This is a genomic window from Alteromonas sp. 5NW40-0090, from assembly GCF_057552975.1.
Genome location: NZ_BAAJLT010000002.1, coordinates 289,342 through 311,238, shown reverse-complemented (window position 1 = coordinate 311,238; position 21,897 = coordinate 289,342). Strand labels below are relative to the sequence as shown.

General features: G+C 45.5%; 19 protein-coding genes and 1 pseudogene. 11 read left to right on the top strand and 9 right to left on the bottom strand.

Going from position 1 to position 21,897, the window contains the following annotated elements; all coding sequences use genetic code 11:
• Positions 1–41 precede the first annotated feature (41 nt).
• The 3 genes from AC27KT_RS03495 to AC27KT_RS03485 are packed head-to-tail and all read left to right on the top strand — an operon-like array spanning position 42 to position 3,996.
• Positions 42–1,400 carry a GH1 family beta-glucosidase gene (locus AC27KT_RS03495; RefSeq protein ID WP_487127416.1) on the top strand — a complete coding sequence of 453 codons (1,359 nt, stop codon included), beginning with the start codon at positions 42–44 and terminating at the stop codon, positions 1,398–1,400.
• A gap of 18 nt (positions 1,401–1,418) precedes the next feature.
• Positions 1,419–2,420, top strand: a complete 1,002-nt coding sequence (locus AC27KT_RS03490) for a LacI family DNA-binding transcriptional regulator (RefSeq protein WP_487127414.1) — start codon at positions 1,419–1,421, stop codon at positions 2,418–2,420.
• Between the two features lies 1 nt (position 2,421).
• Positions 2,422–3,996 (top strand): sugar porter family MFS transporter, encoded by a 1,575-nt coding sequence (locus AC27KT_RS03485; protein WP_487127412.1) that lies wholly within the window; start codon positions 2,422–2,424, stop codon positions 3,994–3,996.
• Here AC27KT_RS03485 and AC27KT_RS03480 read toward each other — a convergent pair.
• The 6 genes from AC27KT_RS03480 to AC27KT_RS03455 form a co-directional block, all read right to left on the bottom strand.
• Complete coding sequence (locus AC27KT_RS03480) at positions 3,986–5,638, bottom strand: ATP-binding cassette domain-containing protein (protein WP_487127410.1); 1,653 nt, start codon at positions 5,636–5,638, stop codon at positions 3,986–3,988. The genes AC27KT_RS03485 and AC27KT_RS03480 overlap by 11 nt on opposite strands.
• Positions 5,625–7,334 (bottom strand): ABC transporter transmembrane domain-containing protein, encoded by a 1,710-nt coding sequence (locus AC27KT_RS03475; protein WP_487127595.1) that lies wholly within the window; start codon positions 7,332–7,334, stop codon positions 5,625–5,627. The genes AC27KT_RS03480 and AC27KT_RS03475 overlap by 14 nt, the downstream gene beginning before the upstream one ends.
• A 250-nt stretch (positions 7,335–7,584) precedes the next feature.
• The gene (gene cydX / locus AC27KT_RS03470) at positions 7,585–7,698 is read right to left on the bottom strand and encodes a cytochrome bd-I oxidase subunit CydX (protein ID WP_061486754.1); all 114 of its coding nucleotides are present in this window, start codon (positions 7,696–7,698) and stop codon (positions 7,585–7,587) included.
• A 10-nt stretch (positions 7,699–7,708) separates the two neighbouring features.
• On the bottom strand, positions 7,709–8,845 hold the full coding sequence (gene cydB / locus AC27KT_RS03465) for a cytochrome d ubiquinol oxidase subunit II (RefSeq protein ID WP_487127408.1): 1,137 nt from the start codon (positions 8,843–8,845) through the stop codon (positions 7,709–7,711).
• The gene (locus AC27KT_RS03460; protein WP_487127406.1) at positions 8,842–10,422 is read right to left on the bottom strand and encodes a cytochrome ubiquinol oxidase subunit I; all 1,581 of its coding nucleotides are present in this window, start codon (positions 10,420–10,422) and stop codon (positions 8,842–8,844) included. The genes cydB and AC27KT_RS03460 overlap by 4 nt, the downstream gene beginning before the upstream one ends.
• A gap of 365 nt (positions 10,423–10,787) precedes the next feature.
• Positions 10,788–11,390, bottom strand: coding sequence for a Tll0287-like domain-containing protein (locus AC27KT_RS03455; RefSeq protein ID WP_487127404.1), 603 nt, complete (start codon positions 11,388–11,390; stop codon positions 10,788–10,790).
• A gap of 127 nt (positions 11,391–11,517) precedes the next feature.
• Between AC27KT_RS03455 and AC27KT_RS03450 the strand changes: the two genes are divergently transcribed.
• The 5 genes and pseudogenes from AC27KT_RS03450 (at position 11,518) to AC27KT_RS03430 (ending at position 15,933) form a co-directional block, all read left to right on the top strand.
• Positions 11,518–11,772, top strand: coding sequence for a hypothetical protein (locus AC27KT_RS03450; protein ID WP_487127402.1), 255 nt, complete (start codon positions 11,518–11,520; stop codon positions 11,770–11,772).
• Positions 11,769–11,918 carry a helix-turn-helix domain-containing protein gene (locus AC27KT_RS03445; RefSeq protein ID WP_487127400.1) on the top strand — a complete coding sequence of 50 codons (150 nt, stop codon included), beginning with the start codon at positions 11,769–11,771 and terminating at the stop codon, positions 11,916–11,918. The genes AC27KT_RS03450 and AC27KT_RS03445 overlap by 4 nt, the downstream gene beginning before the upstream one ends.
• A gap of 62 nt (positions 11,919–11,980) precedes the next feature.
• The gene (locus tag AC27KT_RS03440) at positions 11,981–12,391 is read left to right on the top strand and encodes a hypothetical protein (RefSeq protein ID WP_487127398.1); all 411 of its coding nucleotides are present in this window, start codon (positions 11,981–11,983) and stop codon (positions 12,389–12,391) included.
• A 71-nt stretch (positions 12,392–12,462) separates the two neighbouring features.
• A complete protein-coding gene (locus AC27KT_RS03435) occupies positions 12,463–14,580 on the top strand; it encodes a TonB-dependent receptor (protein WP_487127396.1) in 2,118 nt (705 codons plus the stop codon).
• Between the two features lie 123 nt (positions 14,581–14,703).
• Positions 14,704–15,933, top strand: a pseudogene (locus AC27KT_RS03430) (IS3 family transposase).
• 11 nt (positions 15,934–15,944) lie between these two features.
• Here AC27KT_RS03430 and AC27KT_RS03425 read toward each other — a convergent pair.
• Positions 15,945–16,727: a sulfite exporter TauE/SafE family protein gene (locus AC27KT_RS03425; protein WP_487127394.1), complete on the bottom strand. Its 783-nt coding sequence runs from the start codon at positions 16,725–16,727 to the stop codon at positions 15,945–15,947.
• 116 nt (positions 16,728–16,843) lie between these two features.
• Between AC27KT_RS03425 and AC27KT_RS03420 the strand changes: the two genes are divergently transcribed.
• The 3 genes from AC27KT_RS03420 (at position 16,844) to AC27KT_RS03410 (ending at position 18,382) form a co-directional block, all read left to right on the top strand.
• Complete coding sequence (locus AC27KT_RS03420; protein ID WP_487127392.1) at positions 16,844–17,020, top strand: hypothetical protein; 177 nt, start codon at positions 16,844–16,846, stop codon at positions 17,018–17,020.
• 324 nt (positions 17,021–17,344) lie between these two features.
• The gene (locus AC27KT_RS03415) at positions 17,345–17,767 is read left to right on the top strand and encodes a YybH family protein (protein ID WP_071816291.1); all 423 of its coding nucleotides are present in this window, start codon (positions 17,345–17,347) and stop codon (positions 17,765–17,767) included.
• 144 nt (positions 17,768–17,911) lie between these two features.
• The gene (locus AC27KT_RS03410; RefSeq protein WP_487127390.1) at positions 17,912–18,382 is read left to right on the top strand and encodes an isochorismatase family protein; all 471 of its coding nucleotides are present in this window, start codon (positions 17,912–17,914) and stop codon (positions 18,380–18,382) included.
• Here AC27KT_RS03410 and AC27KT_RS03405 read toward each other — a convergent pair.
• Together AC27KT_RS03405 and AC27KT_RS03400 are read right to left on the bottom strand one after the other, a co-directional pair.
• Positions 18,306–19,376: a 5-methyltetrahydrofolate--homocysteine methyltransferase gene (locus AC27KT_RS03405; RefSeq protein WP_487127388.1), complete on the bottom strand. Its 1,071-nt coding sequence runs from the start codon at positions 19,374–19,376 to the stop codon at positions 18,306–18,308. The two genes, AC27KT_RS03410 and AC27KT_RS03405, sit on opposite strands and share 77 nt — an antisense overlap.
• A gap of 39 nt (positions 19,377–19,415) precedes the next feature.
• A complete protein-coding gene (locus AC27KT_RS03400; protein WP_487127386.1) occupies positions 19,416–21,818 on the bottom strand; it encodes a TonB-dependent receptor in 2,403 nt (800 codons plus the stop codon).
• Between the last annotated feature and the right edge of the window lie 79 nt (positions 21,819–21,897).

Sequence of the window (21,897 nt, the reverse complement as noted above, 5' to 3'; positions counted from 1 at the left end):
AGTAAATATGACGAAATTGTTATTGCTGGGACATTTCTCCAATGAAAGACATAAACCTTCCCTCAAACTCTATGATGCTGTCTAAAGACTTTCTGTTTGGTGTAGCGACGTCAAGTTTTCAAATAGAAGGTGATAGGAAGGGAAGGTTAGACTGCATTTGGGACACCTTCTGTGAAGAAGACGGAACGATCTCGGATGCAACAAACGGCGATATTGCTTGCGATCATGTTGCGTTATGGAAGCAAGATGTAGCACTCATCGAAAGTTTAGGTGTAGATGCCTACCGCCTATCTATTTCTTGGCCCCGCGTTATGAATCAGGATGGCACCGTTAACGAAATGGGCATGCAGTTTTATGTCGACCTAGTGAATGAGGTTGTTGAACGTGGTATGAAAGTGTTCGTAACGCTATATCACTGGGACCTTCCTCAACATTTAGAGGACAACGGAGGCTGGCTTAACCGCGACACTGCCTTTGAATTTGAAAAATATGCCGAAGCTGTCGCAAGTACATTAGGCGAAAAAGTTTATTCATACGCCACGTTGAATGAACCCTTCTGCTCTGCTTACTTAGGTTACGAAGAAGGGATACACGCGCCTGGCAAGACCGGCATAGCTAACGGGCGTCGGGCAGCCCATCACCTACTACTTGCTCACGGCCTAGCCTTAAAAGTACTTAAGCGTCTGTGCCCAAACAGCAAAAATGGGATTGTGCTTAACTTTAGCAACTGCCACACGATAGGCAGTGACAGTAACGATCTTGAAGCCGCAAAACTTGCCGATGAATATCATAATCAATGGTATTTACAGCCAATCATAGATGGTAAGTATCCTGACGTAATCGAACGGCTAGACGCAGGCGTAAGGCCTGAAATCCTAGATGGTGACATGGACCTTATTTCACAACCTATCGATTACCTGGGCATCAACTTTTACACTCGCACACTGTATAAAAGCGACGGAGCAGGTTGGTTTGAAGTTGTGCCTCCTGCTACCACCGAACTTACGGCTATGGGTTGGGAAATCACGCCAGATGCATTTACAGAATTATTAGTTGATCTTAATCAGCGCTACGCGCTGCCGCCTATCTACATCACTGAAAACGGTGCGGCTATGAAAGATGAACTAATTGATGGCGAAGTAAAAGATGACGATCGAACTGCCTATTTCCATACCCACCTTAATGCAGTTGATGAAGCGATGAAGCAAGGCGTGGATATACGCGGATATTTTGCCTGGAGCCTGATGGATAACTTTGAATGGGCGCTGGGCTATTCAAAGCGCTTTGGCATTGTGTATGTAGACTATGAGACGCAAAAACGTACGTTGAAACAAAGTGCTTTAGCCTACTCAAAACTGGTTAAGAGCCGTGTAAATGGGTACATTAGCGGTATCAAATAAGAATAAGTACCGAACTGTATGGCAACAATTTATCAAGTCTCAGAAGCTGCGGGTGTTTCACTAGCTACCGTGTCTCGTGTTATGAATGGTAACGCTCGGGTGAGTGAACGCACGCGCAAGAAAGTAGAAGACGCGATGGCATCCTTGGGGTATCAACCCAATGCTATTGCCCAGTCTCTGGCGTCAAACCGGACGAACAGTGTAGGTTTACTCGTATCAGAGTTGCATGGCTCCTACTTTGGCGACTTGATGAGCACCGTAGAGCAGGTACTAAAGCAAAACGGCAAACACGTTATTATTACCGCCGGACACGTCGATGAAAAACGTGAACACGAGGCTATAGAGTTTTTAAAAAGTCGTCGCTGTGACGCTCTCATTTTGCACGCTGAAGCAGTGTCTGATGAATATCTAAAAAAACTCGTCGACGGTAACATTCCCGTTGTTGTCATTAACCGCATGGTAGATGAATTAAATGACAACTGCTTTGTTGTGGACAACGAACAAGGCGGCTATCTGGCCACACAGGCAGCAATTAATGCTGGCCACAAGCATATTGGTTATATCAGCGGCCCACTGTTTAAAAAAGATGCCAGTGATCGGCTTTCAGGCCACAAGCGCGCACTTGAAGAGGCCGGGATTAGGTTTGAAGAAATCAGTATGTTTGAAGGAGATTTTCACGAATCAGCAGGCCAAGACGGTATGCTCCACCTTCAAAAACACTATCCCAATTTTACTGCGCTAGTTTGCGCCAACGACGAAATGGCCTCAGGTGCAATGACAGCAGCAAGAGAAGCTGGCTTTGATATCCCTGAACAGCTTTCCATTGTTGGTTTCGATAACGTGTTATTTTCACGTTATCTTTACCCTAAACTTACCACAATAAATAACCCTATCCACGCTATGGGAGAAATGGCGGCTTATTGGGTGCTTCAACATGTTTATAACATAAAGAGCCCTATCCCAATTGAGCATCTGTTTGTTCCTGAAGTGATAAATAGGGATACATTAGGCAACCTATAAAATGAATAAAGCCCTGTCTCCATCTCTGTATTACACCCTAATTGTCTCGCTTGGAGGCTTTATTTTCGGTTTCGACGCCAGTGTAATAGCGGGAGCCAATGGCTTTATAGACGCTGAATTTGGTTTAAACGACTGGCAGCAGGGGTTTGTTGTCAGTTCACCTACCCTTGGAGCACTCGTCGCTATGCTATTTGCTGGCGGTATCAGTGACGCTATAGGCAGGCGAAAAGCGCTTATACTTGTGGCATTCTTATATTTACTTTCGTCTGTTGGCTCTGCCCTCGCCCCCAACTTCGAACTGCTGGTGCTCTCTCGGTTTATCGGCGGCATTGCATTCTGTTCATTAATTATCGCCCCACTGTACATTTCCGAAATTAGTGCACCACGCAATAGAGGAAAGATGGTGTCGGTTAACCAACTCAACATTGTGTTTGGCTTCGCCCTATCCTATTTCACCAACTATTACCTGTTGCAGCTGAGTAACAGCGGTGCAGGTTGGGTGATCGACATTGGCTTAGATATACATTTGTGGCGCTTTATGTTGGGCCTGGAAATTATCCCAGCACTTATTTGGTTTAGCTTACTTTTTACTATTCCTCGCAGCCCCCGTTGGCTGGTGTTAAAGGGCCGTCAGCAAGAGGCAGAGCATGTAATAAACCGCTTATTTGACCATGAACAAGCAAAAGCGCTGGTTGAGGATATTTCGTCATCTTTGAAAGAAAAATCCTGGTCACTGGTCGAGCGACTTGGCTTTCTAAAAACAAAAGCCATGCGTTTCCCTTTGATGGTGGGCGTTATTATCGCTATTGCGCAGCAAATTACTGGCATCAACGTTATCTTTTTCTATGCTCCTACTATTTTTGAACAAAGTGGTGTGGGTACCAATGCAGCTTTTATGCAAGCGGTATTGATTGGTCTGGTAAATGTAGCGTTCACCATAGTCGCCATGCTCACCATTGATAAGTGGGGCAGAAAGCCTTTATTGTTAATAGGCCTTGCTGGCGTAGTGATCAGTATGGCTATCTGCACTTATGGATTTAAGCAAGCAACCTATCAAGTGCAGCAAACTGAGATTACAGAGCTTTCCCAAAAGAATCCATCAGTCGCCGCCAAGCTAACTCCGTTTACCGATGAAACCTATTATTCAGATGTGAGCTTTAAGCGTGCGCTTAAAGCCGTGCTAACAAACAGTGAATACGACACCTATCAGCAACCGCTACTTACTAGCAGTATTACTATGAATGCGCCGTTAGTGCTTTTTGGCATCATTGCCTTTGTTGCTTCGTTCGCTATGTCTTTGGGCCCTGTTATGTGGGCCATGCTGGCCGAGATATTTCCTAACCAAACTCGGGCACTTGCTATTTCTCTGGTGGGTATGGTGAATTCACTCACAAGCTTCTTGGTTCAAATGGTCTTCCCATGGGAGCTTGCCAATTTAGGGGCTGCCGCCACTTTTGCCATATACGGCGGCTTTGCTTTAGTAAGCTTGATACTGGTCGCCAAGCTCTTCCCTGAAACCAAAGGAAGAAGCCTGGAAGACATTACAAAAGACTTCGAGCAGTTCGCTACAAAGTAGCGCGATGCTCGCCGTTGACGGTAACCATGCTAGGTTCGTCTAACTGTACGTTTTTATGCACCACAAGGGCTTGAGGTGTGACGTGTGAAGCAATTATCACTAGCTTATCGGTAGCATAGCGGTTTAACACGTCACACACACGTTGTTGTGTATGAACGTCTAAGCCTTCAAACGGCTCATCCACAAGCAACACTCGTGGTTTAGCTAAAATAGCACGAGCTAGCGCTACGCGCTTTCTTTCACCACCAGACAGTGGTCGTCCTGCTTTGCCTACCCAGGTAGTCAATAATAAGCCCTTATCCAAACCTAGCTCTTGCAAAAGCGCCGTCATTTGATTGTGGGGTGTTTCCTGTCCAGCAGGATCTAAATTCAAAGCAAGCGTGCCCGATAATATGATGGGCTCTTGCTCAACATAGCGCCAGTTTGAGACTAAACCAGGGGGCATGTTCACACCATCAATCTCTCGTTTTCCGTTAGCAGGAAGTAGCCCAGCGAGCCCCTGAAGCAAAGATGATTTACCACAACCAGAGGCACCCGACACACAAACCACACCTTTGGCTGGCATGCTGGTACTCACCTTATTCGTACGACGGCCTTTTATCGAAAAATCCGTTAAGGTTATCGCGGTATTTACCTCTCTTTCGCAAAGCATCTTGACGGGTGTTGTTTTCATTTGCCGAAGCGCTTTTACGCTTTGCTTGTATTGTGCAAACTTAGATATGCTTGAAAAAGCGTTTCCTGCCCAATCGGGCGCCGCAAGCAATACCATAGGCACTACGATAGCGATGGGTGCAAAAAGCAACGTCTGTGCGATAGATAAAGCTCCAGACATTATTAGCACAACCAGCAAAAACGCTATACCCTGAAACCACCACGCGGCACGATTAGCTGTATTTTTTTGTGCGATCTTTTCTTGCCATACTGCTTTAGCACTAACGTTTTTTCCGATTATGTTTGATGTTTCTTTCTCTTTATCATCTAGCGTACTGGCATTAGAAGCGCTATGGCTATTGTGCTCCCAATTAACGTTGTCTTCGCGATGACCTTCAAGCCCCCTGCTTAAATGCCAGATTGCACTACTATTTAAAAAGTTGTTTGACGCTTGTCTAAACTCGGCGTTCGCGCACGTCGCGCGCTCAGCGATACGAAGCGCCCCTAGCCCTTGTAGTGCCGCGACTAACGACCATGCCGCAAACAGGGCAATAAGCAATCCTGACCCAGGAAAGCCAAACCACGTGGCTATAAAACAAAGACTCGTGAAAATAAATATAGCGCTAGACAGCGGCGCTACCCACGCTATCCAACGACTAGCCAGCTCTTCGGTATGATGAGCTAGTGCTTCCGTCGTTAAGGCTTTTTCATTAATCTGGCTGTTTTCTAGCTGGCTAAATACGCCTAATCTAATATTAGCTATTCGAGCGAGTAAATCGTTGTGGCCAACCCACATACTGGCGTAGCCTGATGCAATGCGAAGTAGCGCTAGTGCGCGGATAACAACAGCAGGAATAACATAATTAAAGCCCACAGGCGCAATTGCGCTGACAGCAATAAACCAAGAAGAAATAACCAAGATACTGACGCCTGCTACACCATGAGCTAAGGCGAGCAATACAGTTAAATAGGCGGGTTTAGTACGATTCATTTGTCGATGCCTGCTCTTTGTTTTGGCTAGCTATTGATACTGTTTTCACTTCACCATCTTTTATAGTCCAAAAGTGTGTGAACCAATTGGCAGGCAGTGCCTTGTGTGAAGCCCAAATCAAGGCCCTGTTTTCACCTAGGCGATTGATAAGCTGAGCTAACCTGTGATGTTGGGGATCAGGTAAATGCGCCGTTGGTTCATCCAATAACCATATGTCTGCGTCTCGCAACAAAGCCCTTGCTAAAGATAAACGCTGCGCTTCGCCCCCAGAAAGTAATGGGTAGTCTGTCATTAACGTGTCTAATCCATAGGGTAATTGGGCTAGCCACGGCCCCAATTCTACGGCGTGAAGCACCTCGTTAAGCGCTTCATCCGTATAGCTGTCATCAAGGCATAGGTTTTCTCGTACCGAACCTGGGGTAACCACTGGGTGCTGCGTAATCCACACAACCGACTCGCTAAACTTGTGAGATGCAGGGCGCTGTCCACCTAGCGCCTCTAACAACAGCGTTTTACCAGTCCCCGAAGCACCGCTGAGTAAAATTCTATCGCCTTTGAAAACATAAAGGCTATCTGAGCTAAGTAATGCAGGCAGTTGGTTTGTAGAGGATGATAACGACGTAAATAGCGACGCGTTCATCTCAAAAACGTTAAAGTGAGAGGCTGCAAGCAAAGATTCGCGTACTGTATTTATACGCTTAGAGTGGCTATCTTCTTTTGTGTCTGAAAACATTTTAATTTGAGCTTGAATGGGAACAGAAAACAAAGGAGAAAGTTCGTCTTGCGCGGCTTCTGCTTGTGCTTTTTGATGATAGATCTGACCCAATTTTTTCATTTCACTTAACAGTAAGGGTACGGTAAGCAACACCCACAAACCTTGCTGTAGTGTTATTGCTGGGCCAATATCTAATTCGCCCAGCAATGAAAAACCGATAAATACCGCCACTAAGGCCACGGCTAGCGTGGCGAAAAAGTCCAACACGCTGTTAGATAGAAACGCCACACTCACCACTTTCATAGTTCGCGTATTTAAATTATCACTGGCTTGCTTTAACAAATCAGTTTGTTTTTGATGCGCTTGAAAGCTGGCTAGCATAGGCAGTGCAGTCAAGCGATCGGTAAACAAGCTACCCAATCGTTCAAGCGCAATAAAGTGCTTGCGATGCAGTGCGGCCGCCCCTTTGCCTACGATGATCATAAAAAGTGGCACAACAGGTAGTGTAAGAAGTAGACCAAACCCGATTACGGGGTTTATAAAGAAAATAACGACTAAAGCCAGCAATGGCACTATCACCGCTATCAATTGCTGCACTCGATATTCTAGCGCCCAATCGGTAAAAGCCTGCATATGCTGCAGCCAAAGGGTTTGCCAGTAATACACTGAGTGCTGGCGAATAAGCGCATACTGACGGGCTACAAACACCTGTTTCAAACACACTTCAAGTTGATCAAAGGCCTTCGCTTTACCCATACTAGAAAAGGCGTTAAACGCGCCTTGAAATAACCAGCAGAATGCTAAGCTGCAAGAAAGCCCTACAATATCGCTACGGGTAGTGGATGTTTTATTCATCACCCAGTCTTGGGCAATATTAGAAAAATAATAAAAGCCAATAATTAAAGAAAAAAGCGACAAACACTTAACCGCTACCTGTGATATAAGCGAACGGCGCAAGCCAAGCGATAGCGCGCTATCCATTTCCTTACACCACTTAGTAAGTGTTTGCCTGTTGGGAACCTTTTCATTAGTCACTGTTTGTTTCTATCTTTTTATGTTGCTTCGTTTCTTCGAAGTGGTGGAGAGTTGGCTACAAGAACACTTTCCCTCACCTTTCAATAATCCTGATAGCGCAGTGTTCACCCGTTTTCAAACCTTCAGCAGCAGAGGCTGCTGAAGGTCCCTCATGGATAGGTTAACGGCGTGTTCTCTGGCCAGCCTACCTCCACTTCTATTCTTGTTCTTCGGGTCTATCCATGTTCTCCGTTGACTCTAACCACATGGCGTTGATAATGCCGAAAGAGCACGCCAATAAAACTCCCAATATCCACGCGAAATACCACATAAATATCTCCTTAATAAATAGTGTGAGATTGGTCGAGGTCATCATTTTTGATACGACCACGCATCACGTAAAAACTATAGGCAGTGTAGCTCAGTACAATAGGCACAAAGATGCAGGCAACGATGAACATAACGTTTAGTGTCATATGACTCGACGTAGCGTCCCATACTGTAAGGCTGGCCTCAGGCATAGTGATGCTTGGCATTAAGAACGGAAACATTGAACAACCCGCAGTTAAAATTACGCCTGTAATAAACAGCGCACTTGATACGAACGCCATACCCGGGTTGCCTTTCTTAGAGAAGAACGCGCAGGCAAGACCAGCTACTACACCTAATACAGGGGCTATCACCATGAAAGGATATTTGCTGTAATTGCTCATCCAAGCGCCCGCTTCAATAGCTACCTCTTTCTTAAGCGGGTTCGATGTAGCAATGGTGTCTACCGCAGAGGTAATTACAAAGCCATCTAAACCAAATGCTACCCAAAAACCTGCAATGACAAACAATGCAACGCCTACCAGACTCAATATTACAGACACAGCTCGTGCGCGAACTTCAATAAAGCCATCAGTTTTCATTTGTAACCAAGTTGCGCCATGGTTAAGTAAAATAGCCACCGACAGTAACCCACTCACTAAGGCAAAAGGTGTTAGCAGCCCGAAGAACGACCCTGTATAAGTAGATTTCAGAGTATTATCTAATTCGAAAGGCACCCCTAACAGCAGGTTACCGAACGCAACACCGAAGATGAGCGAAGGAATGATACCACCAGCAAATAAGGCCCAGTCCCAAGCTTTGCGCCACTGTGGGTTAGGCAATTTACTGCGGTAATCGAAGCCAATCGGACGCATCCATAAGGCGATTAGCGTCAACGCTAAAGCAAGATAAAAGCCGGAAAACGCCGTAGCATAAATCATCGGCCATGCAGCAAAGATTGCACCACCTGCTGTAATAAACCACACCTGATTACCATCCCAGTGAGGCCCAACAGTGTTAATCATCACGCGTCGCTCTTTATCGTTTTTACCGATAAGTGTAAGCAAGGCACCCACACCTAAATCGAAGCCGTCTGTCACTGCAAAACCAATTAGCAGAACGCCAACTAAGCACCACCAAATGACACGTAACAGTTCATAATCAATCATGCTTTTGCTCCTTGCTCATCAAGGTCAATAAGATCAAGTTCGGCCTCAATTTTGGTGTCTTCTGGAGGCACCGGACCTTTTTTCGCGAATTTTTTCATCAAATAAAAGCCGATGATGAACATTATTGTGTAGAAGACGGTATAGGCCACGATGGTGGTTACCACGTCGCTAATCGCCAAATTAGACACAGAGGTATGGACCGGCAATACTTCTGCAATAGACCATGGCTGACGACCATATTCAGCGACGAACCAGCCTGCTTCACACGCAATCCAAGGAAGTGGCAATCCATAGAGAGCGCCTTTTAGCAGCCAGCGAGGCTGAGTGATTTTGTGTTTTGTGCTGTAGTAAAAAGCACATAAGAAAAGCGCCAGCATGATAAAGCCTGCAGCAACCATGATTCGGAAGCTCCAAAATAGCGGCGCTACCGGAGGAATGCTGTAGTCAACGGCTTGTTGAATGGCATTTTCTGAAGGGTTAGAAACATTATCGGTATAAGGCTCTAACAACATAGCGTACCCAAGACTGTCTTTGTTCGCTTCAAAAGCAGCGCGTTGCTCAGCGGTCGCAGTGCCGTTTCTAACATCATCAAGCACTTCGTACGCTTTAATGCCGCTTAAGATACGCTCGCGGTTTTCTTCTTTTAAATCTTTTATACCTTTTACTTCTTCAGTTAACGAGCGTGTAGCAATAATGCCCATTGCCCACGGAATCTGAAGTGCATACTCGGTTTCTTCTTTTTCATCGTTCGGTATACCGAAAACAGTAAAAGGAGCCGGCGCGGGGTGGGTTTCGTACTCTGCTTCTACAGCAGCCAACTTCACTTTTTGTACGTCACCAAGTTCATAACCACTTTCATCACCCAACACAATAACTGAGAGGCTTGAAGCCAAGCCAAAACTTGCAGCAATGGCGAAAGAACGGCGAGCAAAAGCAATATGCTTATGTTTAAGTAGGTAATAGCTTGAAATGGCCAACACAAACATAGCACCGGTCACGTAACCTGCAGATACCGTATGAACAAACTTGACCTGTGCAACCGGATTAAAAATGACTTCAGCGAAACTAGTCATTTCCATACGCATGGCTTCAAAGTTAAATTCAGCGCCTACCGGGTACTGCATCCAGCCATTAGCGATTAGGATCCAAAGCGCTGAGAAGTTTGAACCAATGGCCACCAGCCAAGTTGCCATAAGGTGTTTAACCTTCGACATTTTGTCCCAGCCAAAGAAAAACAAACCTACAAACGTAGATTCTAAGAAGAACGCCATCAATCCCTCAATGGCCAGCGGTGCTCCAAAGATATCACCTACATAGTGAGAATAATAAGACCAGTTCATGCCGAACTGAAACTCCATGGTTAAGCCCGTAGCTACCCCGATGGCAAAATTAATCCCAAACAGCTTTCCCCAAAACTGGGTCATTTGCTTGTATATCTCTTTACCTGTCATTACGTAAACGGATTCCATAATGGCAAGTAGAAAACTAAGCCCTAGTGTTAAGGGTACAAAAATAAAGTGGAACATCGCAGTTAATGCAAATTGCCACCGCGATAGTTCTATTAACGTATCGCTCATGGGTTATCTCCCTTGTCTCTTTTGCGCGATAAGCGCTTGACCTTAAATAAATTTATTGGTTATTCAGTGGTAGTCACATGAACATTCATCACAGCTAGAGCATGGTTTGTGCCATACATCACTATGCTCGTTAATCTGAACTAACAATCGATGAATGACAGTCTATTCGTACTGTGCAGGACAATTATTCCATGGCGAAAAGTTGCGCACTTTGATCCATCGCAAGGATCTAATATGTTCACTGCGCCAATTTTGTCACTTTTAATGACAAAATTGACACAAGCACAAAGAAGAGGGGCGCCGTAGCGTTGTTTAATAGGTTGAGAGGAGAGCTTTTGCTTCAGCTGATACAAAATTAACTTAAATTACTGCAGAGAATAGGTCAGTGTGAACGCGCCGCGCAATTCACCAAGTTCAAACCCTGAGGCCTCATCTTTGGGGTAATATTTTAAAATTTCGTCCTTTACTGAAAGTGCAACTTGGCCACCGTGGCACGTCATGCAAACTTGACCTTGTTGAATAGCCATCATGTACCGGAATTCGCCAATGTCACTGTCATATTTATAGGTATCCATAGGCGTAGGTGGCTGTTTACCCTCTAGCTTAGCCTTTGCCAATAGAGAGGCGAAAAGCGCTAGCTGCTCGCGCTCCCACTCGTCTGGCGCGTTATTCGGGTTTCTCACTTTTAGCGCAGTGCGCCCGACTTCCCATCCATTTTGGGTAAAACTTTCGGCGATAGGCTCGGCGGCCAACTGACACTCTTGTACACCCGCTTCCAAACCGCCAGACTGAATTGCCTGTTTTAGTCTAGATTTAAGCGCTCCACCAAGGGCTTTTGCGTGAACTCTCGCCTGCTTCACTTTTGTTTGTACTTCGCTGTCAACTAGCTCATTGTTTTGTGCATTCGCGAGAGGGCACCCAGCGCTTACTGCTAACCCCAACGCAATTAAAAAGATGCGTTTTCTCATTGTGTAACTCTCCTATTGACGGACGTATTGGCAATCAGGCATTGTCATTCAACTAAAACAATCAACAAGCTCTATGCCAATATATTAAGTTGGCGAGATAAAAGTAGCATTAACCAATACGCTGACAATGAACATATCAATTGTACAAGCAATGATAGATGCAATAGACAAGCCCGCTATTTTCATCAATCAAAACTACATTATTGAGGCGGTCAATGCGCCTTATAGAGATACTTACCCTGTCGACATCAAGCTCGGTTATAGCACTTGCTATCAAGTATCTCATCGCAACAGCAAGCCCTGTGATCAATGCGGCGAGCAGTGCCCTATGCAAGAAAGCAAAAAATCTGGACGAGCAGCAAGCGTGGTAAGAGTATTATGACTCTTGACGAGGTAGAAGATACGTATCTTGCTCAGGTAGCGAGCTCCTTTAAAGGCGATATAAATAGCCTTGCAGACGCATTAGGCGTAAGTACCCGCACGCTTTACCGAAAGCTTAAAAAGGCCGGTATTAAAGAACTTAATTAAAATATGGAAATATCCATCCAACGCACGCTATGATAAAAAAGCGCAACGTAAAAAGATAAACAATGTCGATTAAACGCCTGACAGCCTTAACACTCTGCCTTTGTATGCTTTTGCAAAATGCATTAGCACTAGGGCTTGCTTCGCATACTATGCAGCACGCCCGCGGGTTCGTGGGCGACGATATTGAACTTATCTGTACTGGCAAAACCATGCGCTATATATCGGTAAGTGCAACAGCGCTTGAAGGTGAATTTGTATTTATAAGCCCAGAGCTACTTAAAGCACCTGTTGAGCACGTAGATTGTACCAACGGTACGCTGGCAGACCTTCCGCACATTGACAATGTGCCGGTAGATTCAACGGCGGTGCTATCCCTTGTGCGCTATCGCGCCTTAGTATCTCGTCTTGCGGCAGCGCCCTATACATCGTTTGCCTTTGCCGCCCCGCTAGGCCGCGCTCCACCAATTGCATAACAAAACCTAAAAACACGCTCAACGCGCATGGTTTAACCGTGCATATAGTTCGTTTATTTAATGGAATTGTTATGAAGTATTCTTTACTGGCGTTCGCTGTTACAGCTGCCTGTACATCTGCACACGTTTTGGCAAACACATCTGAGTTTATTGACAGCGCTTCAACAGAAGTGATTACTGTGATGGGCTCTTCGCTTAATGATAATACAGTAGAAATAGAGCGAGAAGCGGTGACAGCCGCTACCAACTTAGACGCTGACTTTGGCGATCAGTTAGCGCAATTGCCGGGCGTATCCATTTCCCGAAACGGCCCGGTTACAGGCCTTATTCAATACCGAGGACTGTTTGGCGATAGAGTGAGCGTATCCATCGACGGTGTCGACATCGCTGGCGCGGGGCCTAATTCCATGGACTCGCCATTATCCCACGTCCTGCCAGAGCCAGGGCTTACTGCCACTTTGTATCGCGGTATTGTACCGGTGAGTGCTGGAGTACAAACGCTAGGCGGCAAGCTGCGTATTAACGCAGATGCAGCATCCCTTTTTGCTTTGGGAAGCGGTATTACTGGCAGTGTAAATGCCAGCTTAATTGGCCTAGGTAACGGACAGCAATACCAGGGCAATGTGCTTTTCAAAACGGACCAAGCCTTTATTAGCGGCACGTACATGCATCAGCAACGTGATAAGCGAGAATCGGGCGATAACACCGTTATTCCTAATAGCCACTACCAAAGGAATGGCGGCAAATTTAGACTTGGCTACGAATGGGGAAAACACCAAGTAAACGTAAGCTATCAACAGCTAAATACCGATGAAAGCGGCACACCTGCATTAGCCATGGATATAGGTTTTATCGATGCAGCATGGTACCGACTCGGTTATCGCTATAACGCCGGCGAAGCCGAGTATTTTGCTATAAATTGGTTTGGTAACAGTAACCAACACGCCATGGATAACTTTTCTCAGCGCATGGTAATGTCTGCTGACATGGCAAGAGAGAATAACGCTGACGCTATCGCTCAAGGCATGGATGCCAAGTACGTTGCGCCGTTAAATAGTGGCGAGCTTGAATTGGGCGCTTATCTGCACCACAGCCGAAATAACTCTGTTATTACTAACCCCAATAACAGTATGTTTTTTGTAGATAACTTTACTAATATACAAAGAGATACCGCGAGTATCTATGCCCAATGGACAGTAAATACAGAAGCCTATTCATCTACTTACGGTGCGCGATACACCCTTATTACTATGGATGCTGGAGAAGCGGGTTCTAACATGGTGATGATGAACCCAGCAGTTGCTACGTTGGTCAGTGATTTTAACGCCGTTGAGCGTGACAAAAACTACAACATGCTGGATATAGCCGCTACCACCCGATACCATGCAAGCGACTCCCTTGATATCGTGCTTGGCATTTCTCAGAAAAATCGCGCCCCTACCTATTTCGGACGTTACACCTGGCTGCCACTTGGCATCTCGGGCGGCATGGCTGACGGTTTTAACTACATAGGTAACCTTGATTTAGACAATGAAACCGCGCGCAAATTAGATATGGGTATTGATTACACCTATCAAAACTGGACTATTGCGCCCCGCTTTTTCTATCAAGATATAGAAGATTACATCACCGGCTCACCTAGCACGAATATGGCGGCGAACATGGTGTCTACCATGATGGCTGGTACAGCGCCATTTCAGTGGACGAATACCGACGCTGTGATTAAGGGTGCGGATATGACGGTGCAAGGTCAGCTTAGTGAAAACTTAAGTGTGCGAGCAGTAGCAACCATTCAGCATGGTAACCGTGATGACATTGATGATGCTTTGTTCCGCATTGCGCCAGAACAGTTAACAACAACCGTTCAATGGAATACGCAAGTATTTGATGCGCCGCTTCAAATGCAGCTAAAATCAGAGTTAGCAGGTGCACAAAACCATATCTCCGCGCTGCAAAATGAGGCACCCACAGCAGGCTATGGTTTATTTCATATCTCGGGGCTTTTAACGCTTTTTGATAATGCACAGTCAAATCTTCAGGTTACGGCCACTATTCATAACCTTTTCGACAAACAATATGCCCCACACACAGCGGGCATTAATCGAGTCATGAATGCCGATGTTGAAGTAGGTGAGCGTGTGCCTGGTGCTGGGCGGGAGTGGTATTTGTCACTGAACTATCGCTTTTAAGCAGCCCAAAAAATAACGGAAAAAGGCAAAAAACATGCTGAGCTTAAAAAGCTAACTTCTTAAGCTCTTTTTTCTATAACAATGTCCCGTCCTGAAATACGTTGACATAAAGAGGACTTCTTTATGACAACTTCAAGTAATCAAAGACCTAAGCGCACACAGCGTGATTACACCTTAGCTTTTAAATTGGGTGTAGTTGAGCGTGTAGAAAAAGGCGAATTCACTTATAAGCAGGCACAAGCTCACTTCGGGATACAAGGAAAGTCGACGGTACTAGTTTGGCTGAGAAAGCATGGTAGACTTGACTGGTCAAAACCATTTCAGCATCCACTTATGCCTAGTTCAAAAGAAACACCAGCCGAAAAAATAAAACGCCTCGAGAGAGAATTAGCCGATGAAAAGCTCCGTAATAAAATCCTCAATGGGATGGTAGATATTATGGATAACGAGTATGGAGCGGGCCTCAGAAAAAAGTACTTATCCGGTACGTTTGGCAAGCCAAAACAAGAAAAGAAATAGGTTTGGCGGCAGCATGCCGGGTTGTGGGAATATCCAGGCAGTCGGTTTACCAGGCTGTTTCTCGTATGGAGCATAGAAGAACAGAGCTATCGGTGATTAAAGAGTGGGTACTTTATTGGCGTAAGTTTATGCCACAAATAGGGACGCGCAAGCTCTACAAACTAATAAAACCGAAACTGATTGAGCACAGCATTAAACTAGGTCGAGATGGTTTTTTTACTTACTTAAGGAGTGAGGGACTACTCGTTAAGCCAAAGAAAAGCTTTACCAAAACTACATTCAGTAAACATTGGATGAAAAAGCATCCAAATTTACTTAAGGAAGAAGGGCTCCATAATGCAGAGCATGTGCTTGTTAGCGATATTACTTACCTTGAGTCTGACCAAGGCGTGCATTACCTATCGCTGGTGACCGACTCTGGTTCCCGGAAGATTGTTGGCCATCACTTAAGTTCAGACATGAAAGCTGAGAATGTAGTGAAAGCACTAAAAATGGGCCGTTAAAGATAACCGGTATAAAGGCAACGCTGTACACCACTCTGACAGGGGACTGCAGTACTGTTCAGCTATTTATCAGAAGGAATTAACAGCATATGGTATTCATCCTTCAATGACAGATGGATACGATTGTTACCAAAACGCATTGGCAGAGAGAATCAATGGCATACTCAAACAAGAGTTCTTACTCTACCGATGTAAAACCATCGAAGAGTTGAAAATACTCGTTACCGAATCAATTAATATTTACAATGAAATGAGACCGCACTTAGCATTAGATATGGAAACGCCTAACGCAGTGCATAATAGAAAAGGCCAGCTTCGAGAGCTGGCCTAATAACTGTCAACCTATATCAGGACGACACACAAGCTTGTTATAGCCTGCCATAGCAGGCGCAGGGCTAACAGCGTTACCACAATTTTGAACGCCAGCATAAATTTTTCCGCTGGAATACGCTTTAATACTTTCAAACCGAAGAATGTGCCGAGCGCACCACTGGTGGTCATAATGATGATAAGCCCCGCCCACTGTGCAAATGAAAATCCTACAAAGGTAAATACGAAGGCTTTAAGGCCGTGTTGAAGTGTCATGCAACTGGCAAAAGTGCCGGTTATCTGCATTTTACTGTAATTATTTCGGTGTACAAATGCCGCCACCAAAGGCCCTGTGGCACCAACAAACATTGAAACCAAGGTGGTCACCAAACCAGCCAATGTCCTACCTGCGGGCTTCATTTCTTGTGCTTTGGGTTTACTCCCCCACACTAAGAATAGGATAAATGCGGCCACCGCAAATTGAATTATCACCAGCGGCAGCTGAACCACAATAAACGACGCGAAAAAAGCGCCAACGATCGCGCCTAAAGAGAAGTACTTCAGCATACGCCAGTCAATATGCTTTGCCGTCATCAATGCACGGTTACCGTTTGAACCAAGCTGCACTAGGCCGTGAACGGGGATCAGCGCACTAACCGGCATAGTACTGGCCATTACCGCCAGTAACAAAACCCCGCCACCAATTCCCAATGTTGCTGTCATCATAGACGTAAAGAACGAAGTAACAACAAGTATGACTGAGGATGACATCGACAATGTGTCGTTGGCCGTTAACCAGCTAAAAAGTATTTCCAAGGGTTAAATTCCCCTTTATTTAGGGCACTGTTTACGTGAATTTAGTGATCATAACACCGCAGCGAATCGTTTAAAAATCATACAGAATTTACCCATTTCGCATTAGGTTATTCATCATGCCTTCTATTAGTTATTTACACAAAGCACTTCAAATAATATGCGACAAGCACAGTACAAAAGACGCCAAGCTTGTTGCCAGGCAAATTCTCCATAATAGCGGCTTTACTGATGAAGATATCTATAACTGTTTAAAGCAGGGCTCAATTATTCGCATTACCATATTTGAAGCATAGAGTAGCATTAAAACTTACATCTTATACTTACCGCTTGCCCACTCATCCGCATGGGTCTAATTTCGACACCTAAAACCCATTGACTTTCTTTATTGTGCACAGGATACTCGGGTCATTAAATACTCACTAGCAGCCTTGTTTTTAAATACTATGCCTAAAAACACGAATACACATACTGCTTACTCAGCGTCTGCGCTGATTATTATTCTCGCTATTCTAAGGAATGGGCGGGTTAGCTAGTGTGTAAATAGAATTCACTAAACCCGCCGCAAAGGCGGGTTTTTTATTGGCTCGTCTTGCGGTAAAAATAACGGAACGACAGCCATGAACAATCCAATATCTCACGTATTACAACAGCTGCATGACGCAGTAAACCGCGGCGATCAAGACGCCTTATCCCAATGTTATGCGAGCGATGCAACTGTGGTCGCTACCCCCATGTCCAGTTCAACGCAAAACCAAGCCGCTGAAGAACATGCCACGCAGCGCGACTGCGTTGATGCCCTACTTAAATTTCAAAAGAAATTCATGCCCGATCATTTTGTTACAACCGGAGATGAACGGGTTATACAAGCCGGTGACGTAGCGCTTGTCGTCGCTAAGCTTTACCTTGTGCCCAAAGCAACACCCAACGCCCTACCCTGCGAAGGCAAGCGCGCCGTTTACGTTCTGCAAAGGGATGTAAGTGGTGAATGGCGCTGTGTCATCGATAACTTTTTCGGTACTGACTTGTTAGATTTTGCGTGATCCTCTCAAACCCAAGTATTTAATTCTAAAAATCAGAATGGTTAGATGAATTTTTACGCGCTTTAAATCAACAAAAACGAACATAAGATTTATCTCGAGATTTACGATGTACTCACAACAAACTTAATCCAAGAGGAAATCACAATGTTTAATATTATAAAATCAATGGCAGCGCTTGTTACTGGCTTAACCTTTCTTGTTCCTTCTGTGCAAGCGGGAGAGCCAGCCAAGAGCCTTCTGCCCCCCGACAACCACACGGTCATTCTTATCGACCACCAGCCTCAAATGGCGTTTGCTACACGCTCACATTCAATCGAAGACGTGCGCAACAACGTTACAGGTCTGGCAAAATCTGCAAAAGCATTTAACGTACCTACTATTCTGACAACCGTTGCTGAAAAGTCATTTAGCGGCCCGCTTTTCCCGGAATTAAAAGCTGTATTTCCCGACCAAACACCTATCGACCGCACTACGATGAACACCTGGGAAGACAAGCGAGTGACCGACAAGGTTAAGAAATTTAAAAAGAACAAAATTGTTATTGCAGCGCTTTGGACAGAAGTTTGTGGTGTAGGGCCAGTGCTGTCTGCCAATCAATTACGCTCATTGTGCTAGTTACAGGCGACACATTGGCCAAGATGGCGCTGCCACCGCCGTGCTGTGAAGCAATACCAATAAACGCTTCTGCGTGTTCGTGTCCATACATTGTGCCAATGCGCAGCTCGCCAAGCCCATCAATGTTGTCAATAAACGCGCTGGTAAATACCTCATCAGCTTCGTTGAGTATTAATACGCCGTCGCTACAGCCAAATGCCACAGCCACTTCGTTTTGAGCAGCGCCATGTAAGTCAGCACATTCACCGTCAAAACGTTGCTCTTCTTCGTACTCACCATCATGCCAATGATATACCGAAACACTGTCTGGCAAGATTGGATTAGCAGAACGAGACTCTGCATCATCACGACGTACGGTACTAATTAGCATGTCTCCACGCGGTTCCGCGACACCGTGCATGTTTACAGTAAATTCCAAAGTAGGTACTTCTGTAATTTCACTGGCAATTTGAGTGTCAGTTACCACTTTTACCGCTGCCGGCATGCTGGTATCGGCATTTCCGTCGTAAAACACAGCAAGCTGGCCGTCATGGGTAACTACGTGGGTCGGTTGGCTACCTTCTAGTGTGAAATCAGACAAACTTGGAGCTTCTTCATAGTCGTGTAGATGCTCTACGTGATCTTCTCGCCACAATCCACCATCAAGAAACTCTGTTAATCCGTTTGCTCGACTATTAATTACTGCAAAGCGATAGTCTGCCGAGGCGCTTACACTGCTTCCATCAAAGGTTGCAGAAAACGTATCAAGTACTGAGTTATCATCTAAATCAAAGACAGTGAGCGAATTTGATGCAGCATCAGCAACAACCAACCTGACTTCACTTTCAATTTCATAGTCTGAGTCGTGGTCGCCATCGTGATCATGGTCGTCGTGGTCGTGATCATCTTCTGGCACCTCAATAGGATCCAGCTCTACAATGTTGGTTTCTGCATCACCACAGCCCGCTAGCAAAAGTGCACTGGCTATAGCAGTGAGTACTAATCTATTTTTCATGTGTGTATCCCTATCAATAATTCTTTTTTTAAGCTGCTCTTAGAAATAACCGCGTACGCCGAAAGCAAAGTTTCTACCTGGACGTGGTGCAATATCTTTCAAAAATGAGGTATGAACGCGCGCTTCTTCGTCGGTTAGGTTTTCACCGCTCAGGTAAACCGATAAATCAATATCCCCCATTGGAATGTCATAGGTAATTGATGCATCAACAAGGGTGTAACCGTCTGTTTCAGTCTCGAAGGTTGAGATGTCGTCTTGTTTGGCAAAATGGGTAATGTCTAAGTCGGCTCGAATGTTGTCGAGCGAGTAGGCAACATGTGCCACCACGCGCATAGGCGAGGTTCGCGGCAGTGCGCCACCATCTTTAAGTCGGGCTTTAACGTAGTCGGCAAAGAAATCGAGTTTTAAATTATCAGTGGTTTGCCACGCAACTTGTAGCTCAAAACCATGAAGAATGGCATCAGCAGAACCAAACAGGTAAACAGGCAATTCATCGCTGTGTTCGTCTTCGCTGTGCTCCTCTTCTCCATGATCATGGTCATGGCCACTTTCAGCGAATAAGCCGGTTTCTTCTTGGAAGTAGTAGTTATCTACCTGGTTGTAAAAAGCATTAAACACAAAGCCAACATCGCCCTGTGTTTTTCTGAACGTTAGGTCGATATTGTTGGCTGTCTCAAGATCGATAGGCGTTTGAGAAAGCACAAACTCGCCTTCTTCTGACAAGTCAAACAAGGCGCCTATCTCATAGGTACGGGTGCCAATATGCGGGCCAAAAGAAAGGAGCTCAGACGCTGAAGGCGCCCGCTCTGAACGGGAAAGTGAAACGCCAACGTTATAGCTATCATTGATGGTGTAAACCACACCTGCCGACAGTGATATAGGGGTAAACTCTTGGTCTACCGCGAACTGTCGAATGAACTCGCTGCCTTCATGTTCATGTTCGTCGTGGGCATGCTCATCATGCTCGTCATGTTCGTGTTCATCGCCATGGTCGTGAGCGTCAAGCTCAGGCAACAACACACTTGATGCGTCTAATGTTACGCTTTCCGCTCGCGCTCCTAACTGAACCAAGAAGTCACCAAAATGACGTTCTTCCATCAAAGCTATAGCGAACATCTCCATTTCTGAAGGAGGTGTAAAGGCTTCTTCGCCTTGGGCCGAAACGTCCGCGCCTTTGTAGTGAAGGCTTACACCGCCACGCCAGTCGGCCATGGGTTTGTGCAATAGCTCAACGCGAAGTTCTTCAGTTTCATTGCTAAATGTAGTACCGACAAAACCACTCTCTACTTCAGCGTGTTCATAATCGGTATAGCCCGCTCTAAAGTGAACACTTTGCAAAAAGTCATGAGAAAAGTTGTACTCACCTAAAAGCTGATACTTAGTCTGCTCAAGATCAGCGAATACCGAAGTATCTCCGCCGTGACTGTGCCCAGGCACGCCATACTCTCGCTCAAACCGCTCTACCGCTACGCCAACATAGCCTTGGTCGAATAAGTAGCTGGTCCCTAACGTAAACCCACTCGATTCTTCGTTACTGTTTTCAACCACATGGGCACCATCCGGTTCATCAATGTCAGGGGCAACAGGTGTTTCATAATCATTCGAGTCGCGATAAAAGCCGTCAGCATAGAAGGCCATGTTGTTAATGCCAGTGGTCACGTTAAACGATGCAAGCTTCTGGTCGTTAACGGTTTGGGTTTCTAGTAAAAATTCACCGCGCGTTTCAGTGGAGGTCGGTACGCGTTGGTCAACTACGTTCACAACTCCGCCTATCGCACCGCTTCCAAAGAACAGGGTTGCAGGCCCTCGCAGCACTTCAATTTGTTTAGCGGTCGATGCTTCACTTGCTACTGCGTGGTCGGGGCCAACACGGGAAACGTCGCTCACATCCAAGCCATTTTGCGTGATCAGTACCCGTGGTCCGCTAAGGCCACGAATAATTGGCGTGCTCGCAACATTGCCATGAAAGTTAGATTGTACGCCAGGCAGTTTCTCTAACGTATCGCCCAGCGTGGCCGCTTGTTGACGTCGTAAGGTTTCACCTGATAGCACGCTCACCGGTGTAGCCGACTCCATGACTGACAAATGCATAGGCGTAGCGTGTACGTCAATCACTTCAATAGCGCTTCGTGCTAAGACAAAGTTAACTCTATCCGAAGCATTCGACTGAACGCTTGTACCTTCATGTAAATGGGCAAAACCAGAAGCGAATATATGCAGCGTATAGTCGCCTTCCTTAACGTCAGAGAAAGTAAACTCGCCCAACTCGTTAGTGCTAGTTACACGCTTTAACGCCTCAATTTCAACAGTTGCGTTGGCGAGGGGCTTTCCGTCAGCATTCGTTACCGTGCCAGAAAGTGTTTGTGCTAGCACTGACGGAGACGCTAAAAGTGACGCAGGCGCTAAAAGCGATAAGCCTAACGCCAATCGAGACAGTGTCATTATTCTAACCTCTGAATTTTTATAATGTGATAATGTATCAACTCTATTTTTATGGTATGTTATATTGTAACAATTGTGC

Coding starts and splice junctions, on each gene's coding strand:
- AC27KT_RS03495 (WP_487127416.1), top strand. CDS start 42: ATGAAAGACATAAACCTTCCCTCAAACTCTATGATGCTGTCTAAAGAC.
- AC27KT_RS03490 (WP_487127414.1), top strand. CDS start 1,419: ATGGCAACAATTTATCAAGTCTCAGAAGCTGCGGGTGTTTCACTAGCT.
- AC27KT_RS03485 (WP_487127412.1), top strand. CDS start 2,422: ATGAATAAAGCCCTGTCTCCATCTCTGTATTACACCCTAATTGTCTCG.
- AC27KT_RS03480 (WP_487127410.1), bottom strand. CDS start 5,638: ATGAATCGTACTAAACCCGCCTATTTAACTGTATTGCTCGCCTTAGCT.
- AC27KT_RS03475 (WP_487127595.1), bottom strand. CDS start 7,334: ATGGATAGCGCGCTATCGCTTGGCTTGCGCCGTTCGCTTATATCACAG.
- cydX (WP_061486754.1), bottom strand. CDS start 7,698: ATGTGGTATTTCGCGTGGATATTGGGAGTTTTATTGGCGTGCTCTTTC.
- cydB (WP_487127408.1), bottom strand. CDS start 8,845: ATGATTGATTATGAACTGTTACGTGTCATTTGGTGGTGCTTAGTTGGC.
- AC27KT_RS03460 (WP_487127406.1), bottom strand. CDS start 10,422: ATGAGCGATACGTTAATAGAACTATCGCGGTGGCAATTTGCATTAACT.
- AC27KT_RS03455 (WP_487127404.1), bottom strand. CDS start 11,390: ATGAGAAAACGCATCTTTTTAATTGCGTTGGGGTTAGCAGTAAGCGCT.
- AC27KT_RS03450 (WP_487127402.1), top strand. CDS start 11,518: ATGAACATATCAATTGTACAAGCAATGATAGATGCAATAGACAAGCCC.
- AC27KT_RS03445 (WP_487127400.1), top strand. CDS start 11,769: ATGACTCTTGACGAGGTAGAAGATACGTATCTTGCTCAGGTAGCGAGC.
- AC27KT_RS03440 (WP_487127398.1), top strand. CDS start 11,981: ATGTCGATTAAACGCCTGACAGCCTTAACACTCTGCCTTTGTATGCTT.
- AC27KT_RS03435 (WP_487127396.1), top strand. CDS start 12,463: ATGAAGTATTCTTTACTGGCGTTCGCTGTTACAGCTGCCTGTACATCT.
- AC27KT_RS03420 (WP_487127392.1), top strand. CDS start 16,844: ATGCCTTCTATTAGTTATTTACACAAAGCACTTCAAATAATATGCGAC.
- AC27KT_RS03415 (WP_071816291.1), top strand. CDS start 17,345: ATGAACAATCCAATATCTCACGTATTACAACAGCTGCATGACGCAGTA.
- AC27KT_RS03410 (WP_487127390.1), top strand. CDS start 17,912: ATGTTTAATATTATAAAATCAATGGCAGCGCTTGTTACTGGCTTAACC.
- AC27KT_RS03405 (WP_487127388.1), bottom strand. CDS start 19,376: ATGAAAAATAGATTAGTACTCACTGCTATAGCCAGTGCACTTTTGCTA.
- AC27KT_RS03400 (WP_487127386.1), bottom strand. CDS start 21,818: ATGACACTGTCTCGATTGGCGTTAGGCTTATCGCTTTTAGCGCCTGCG.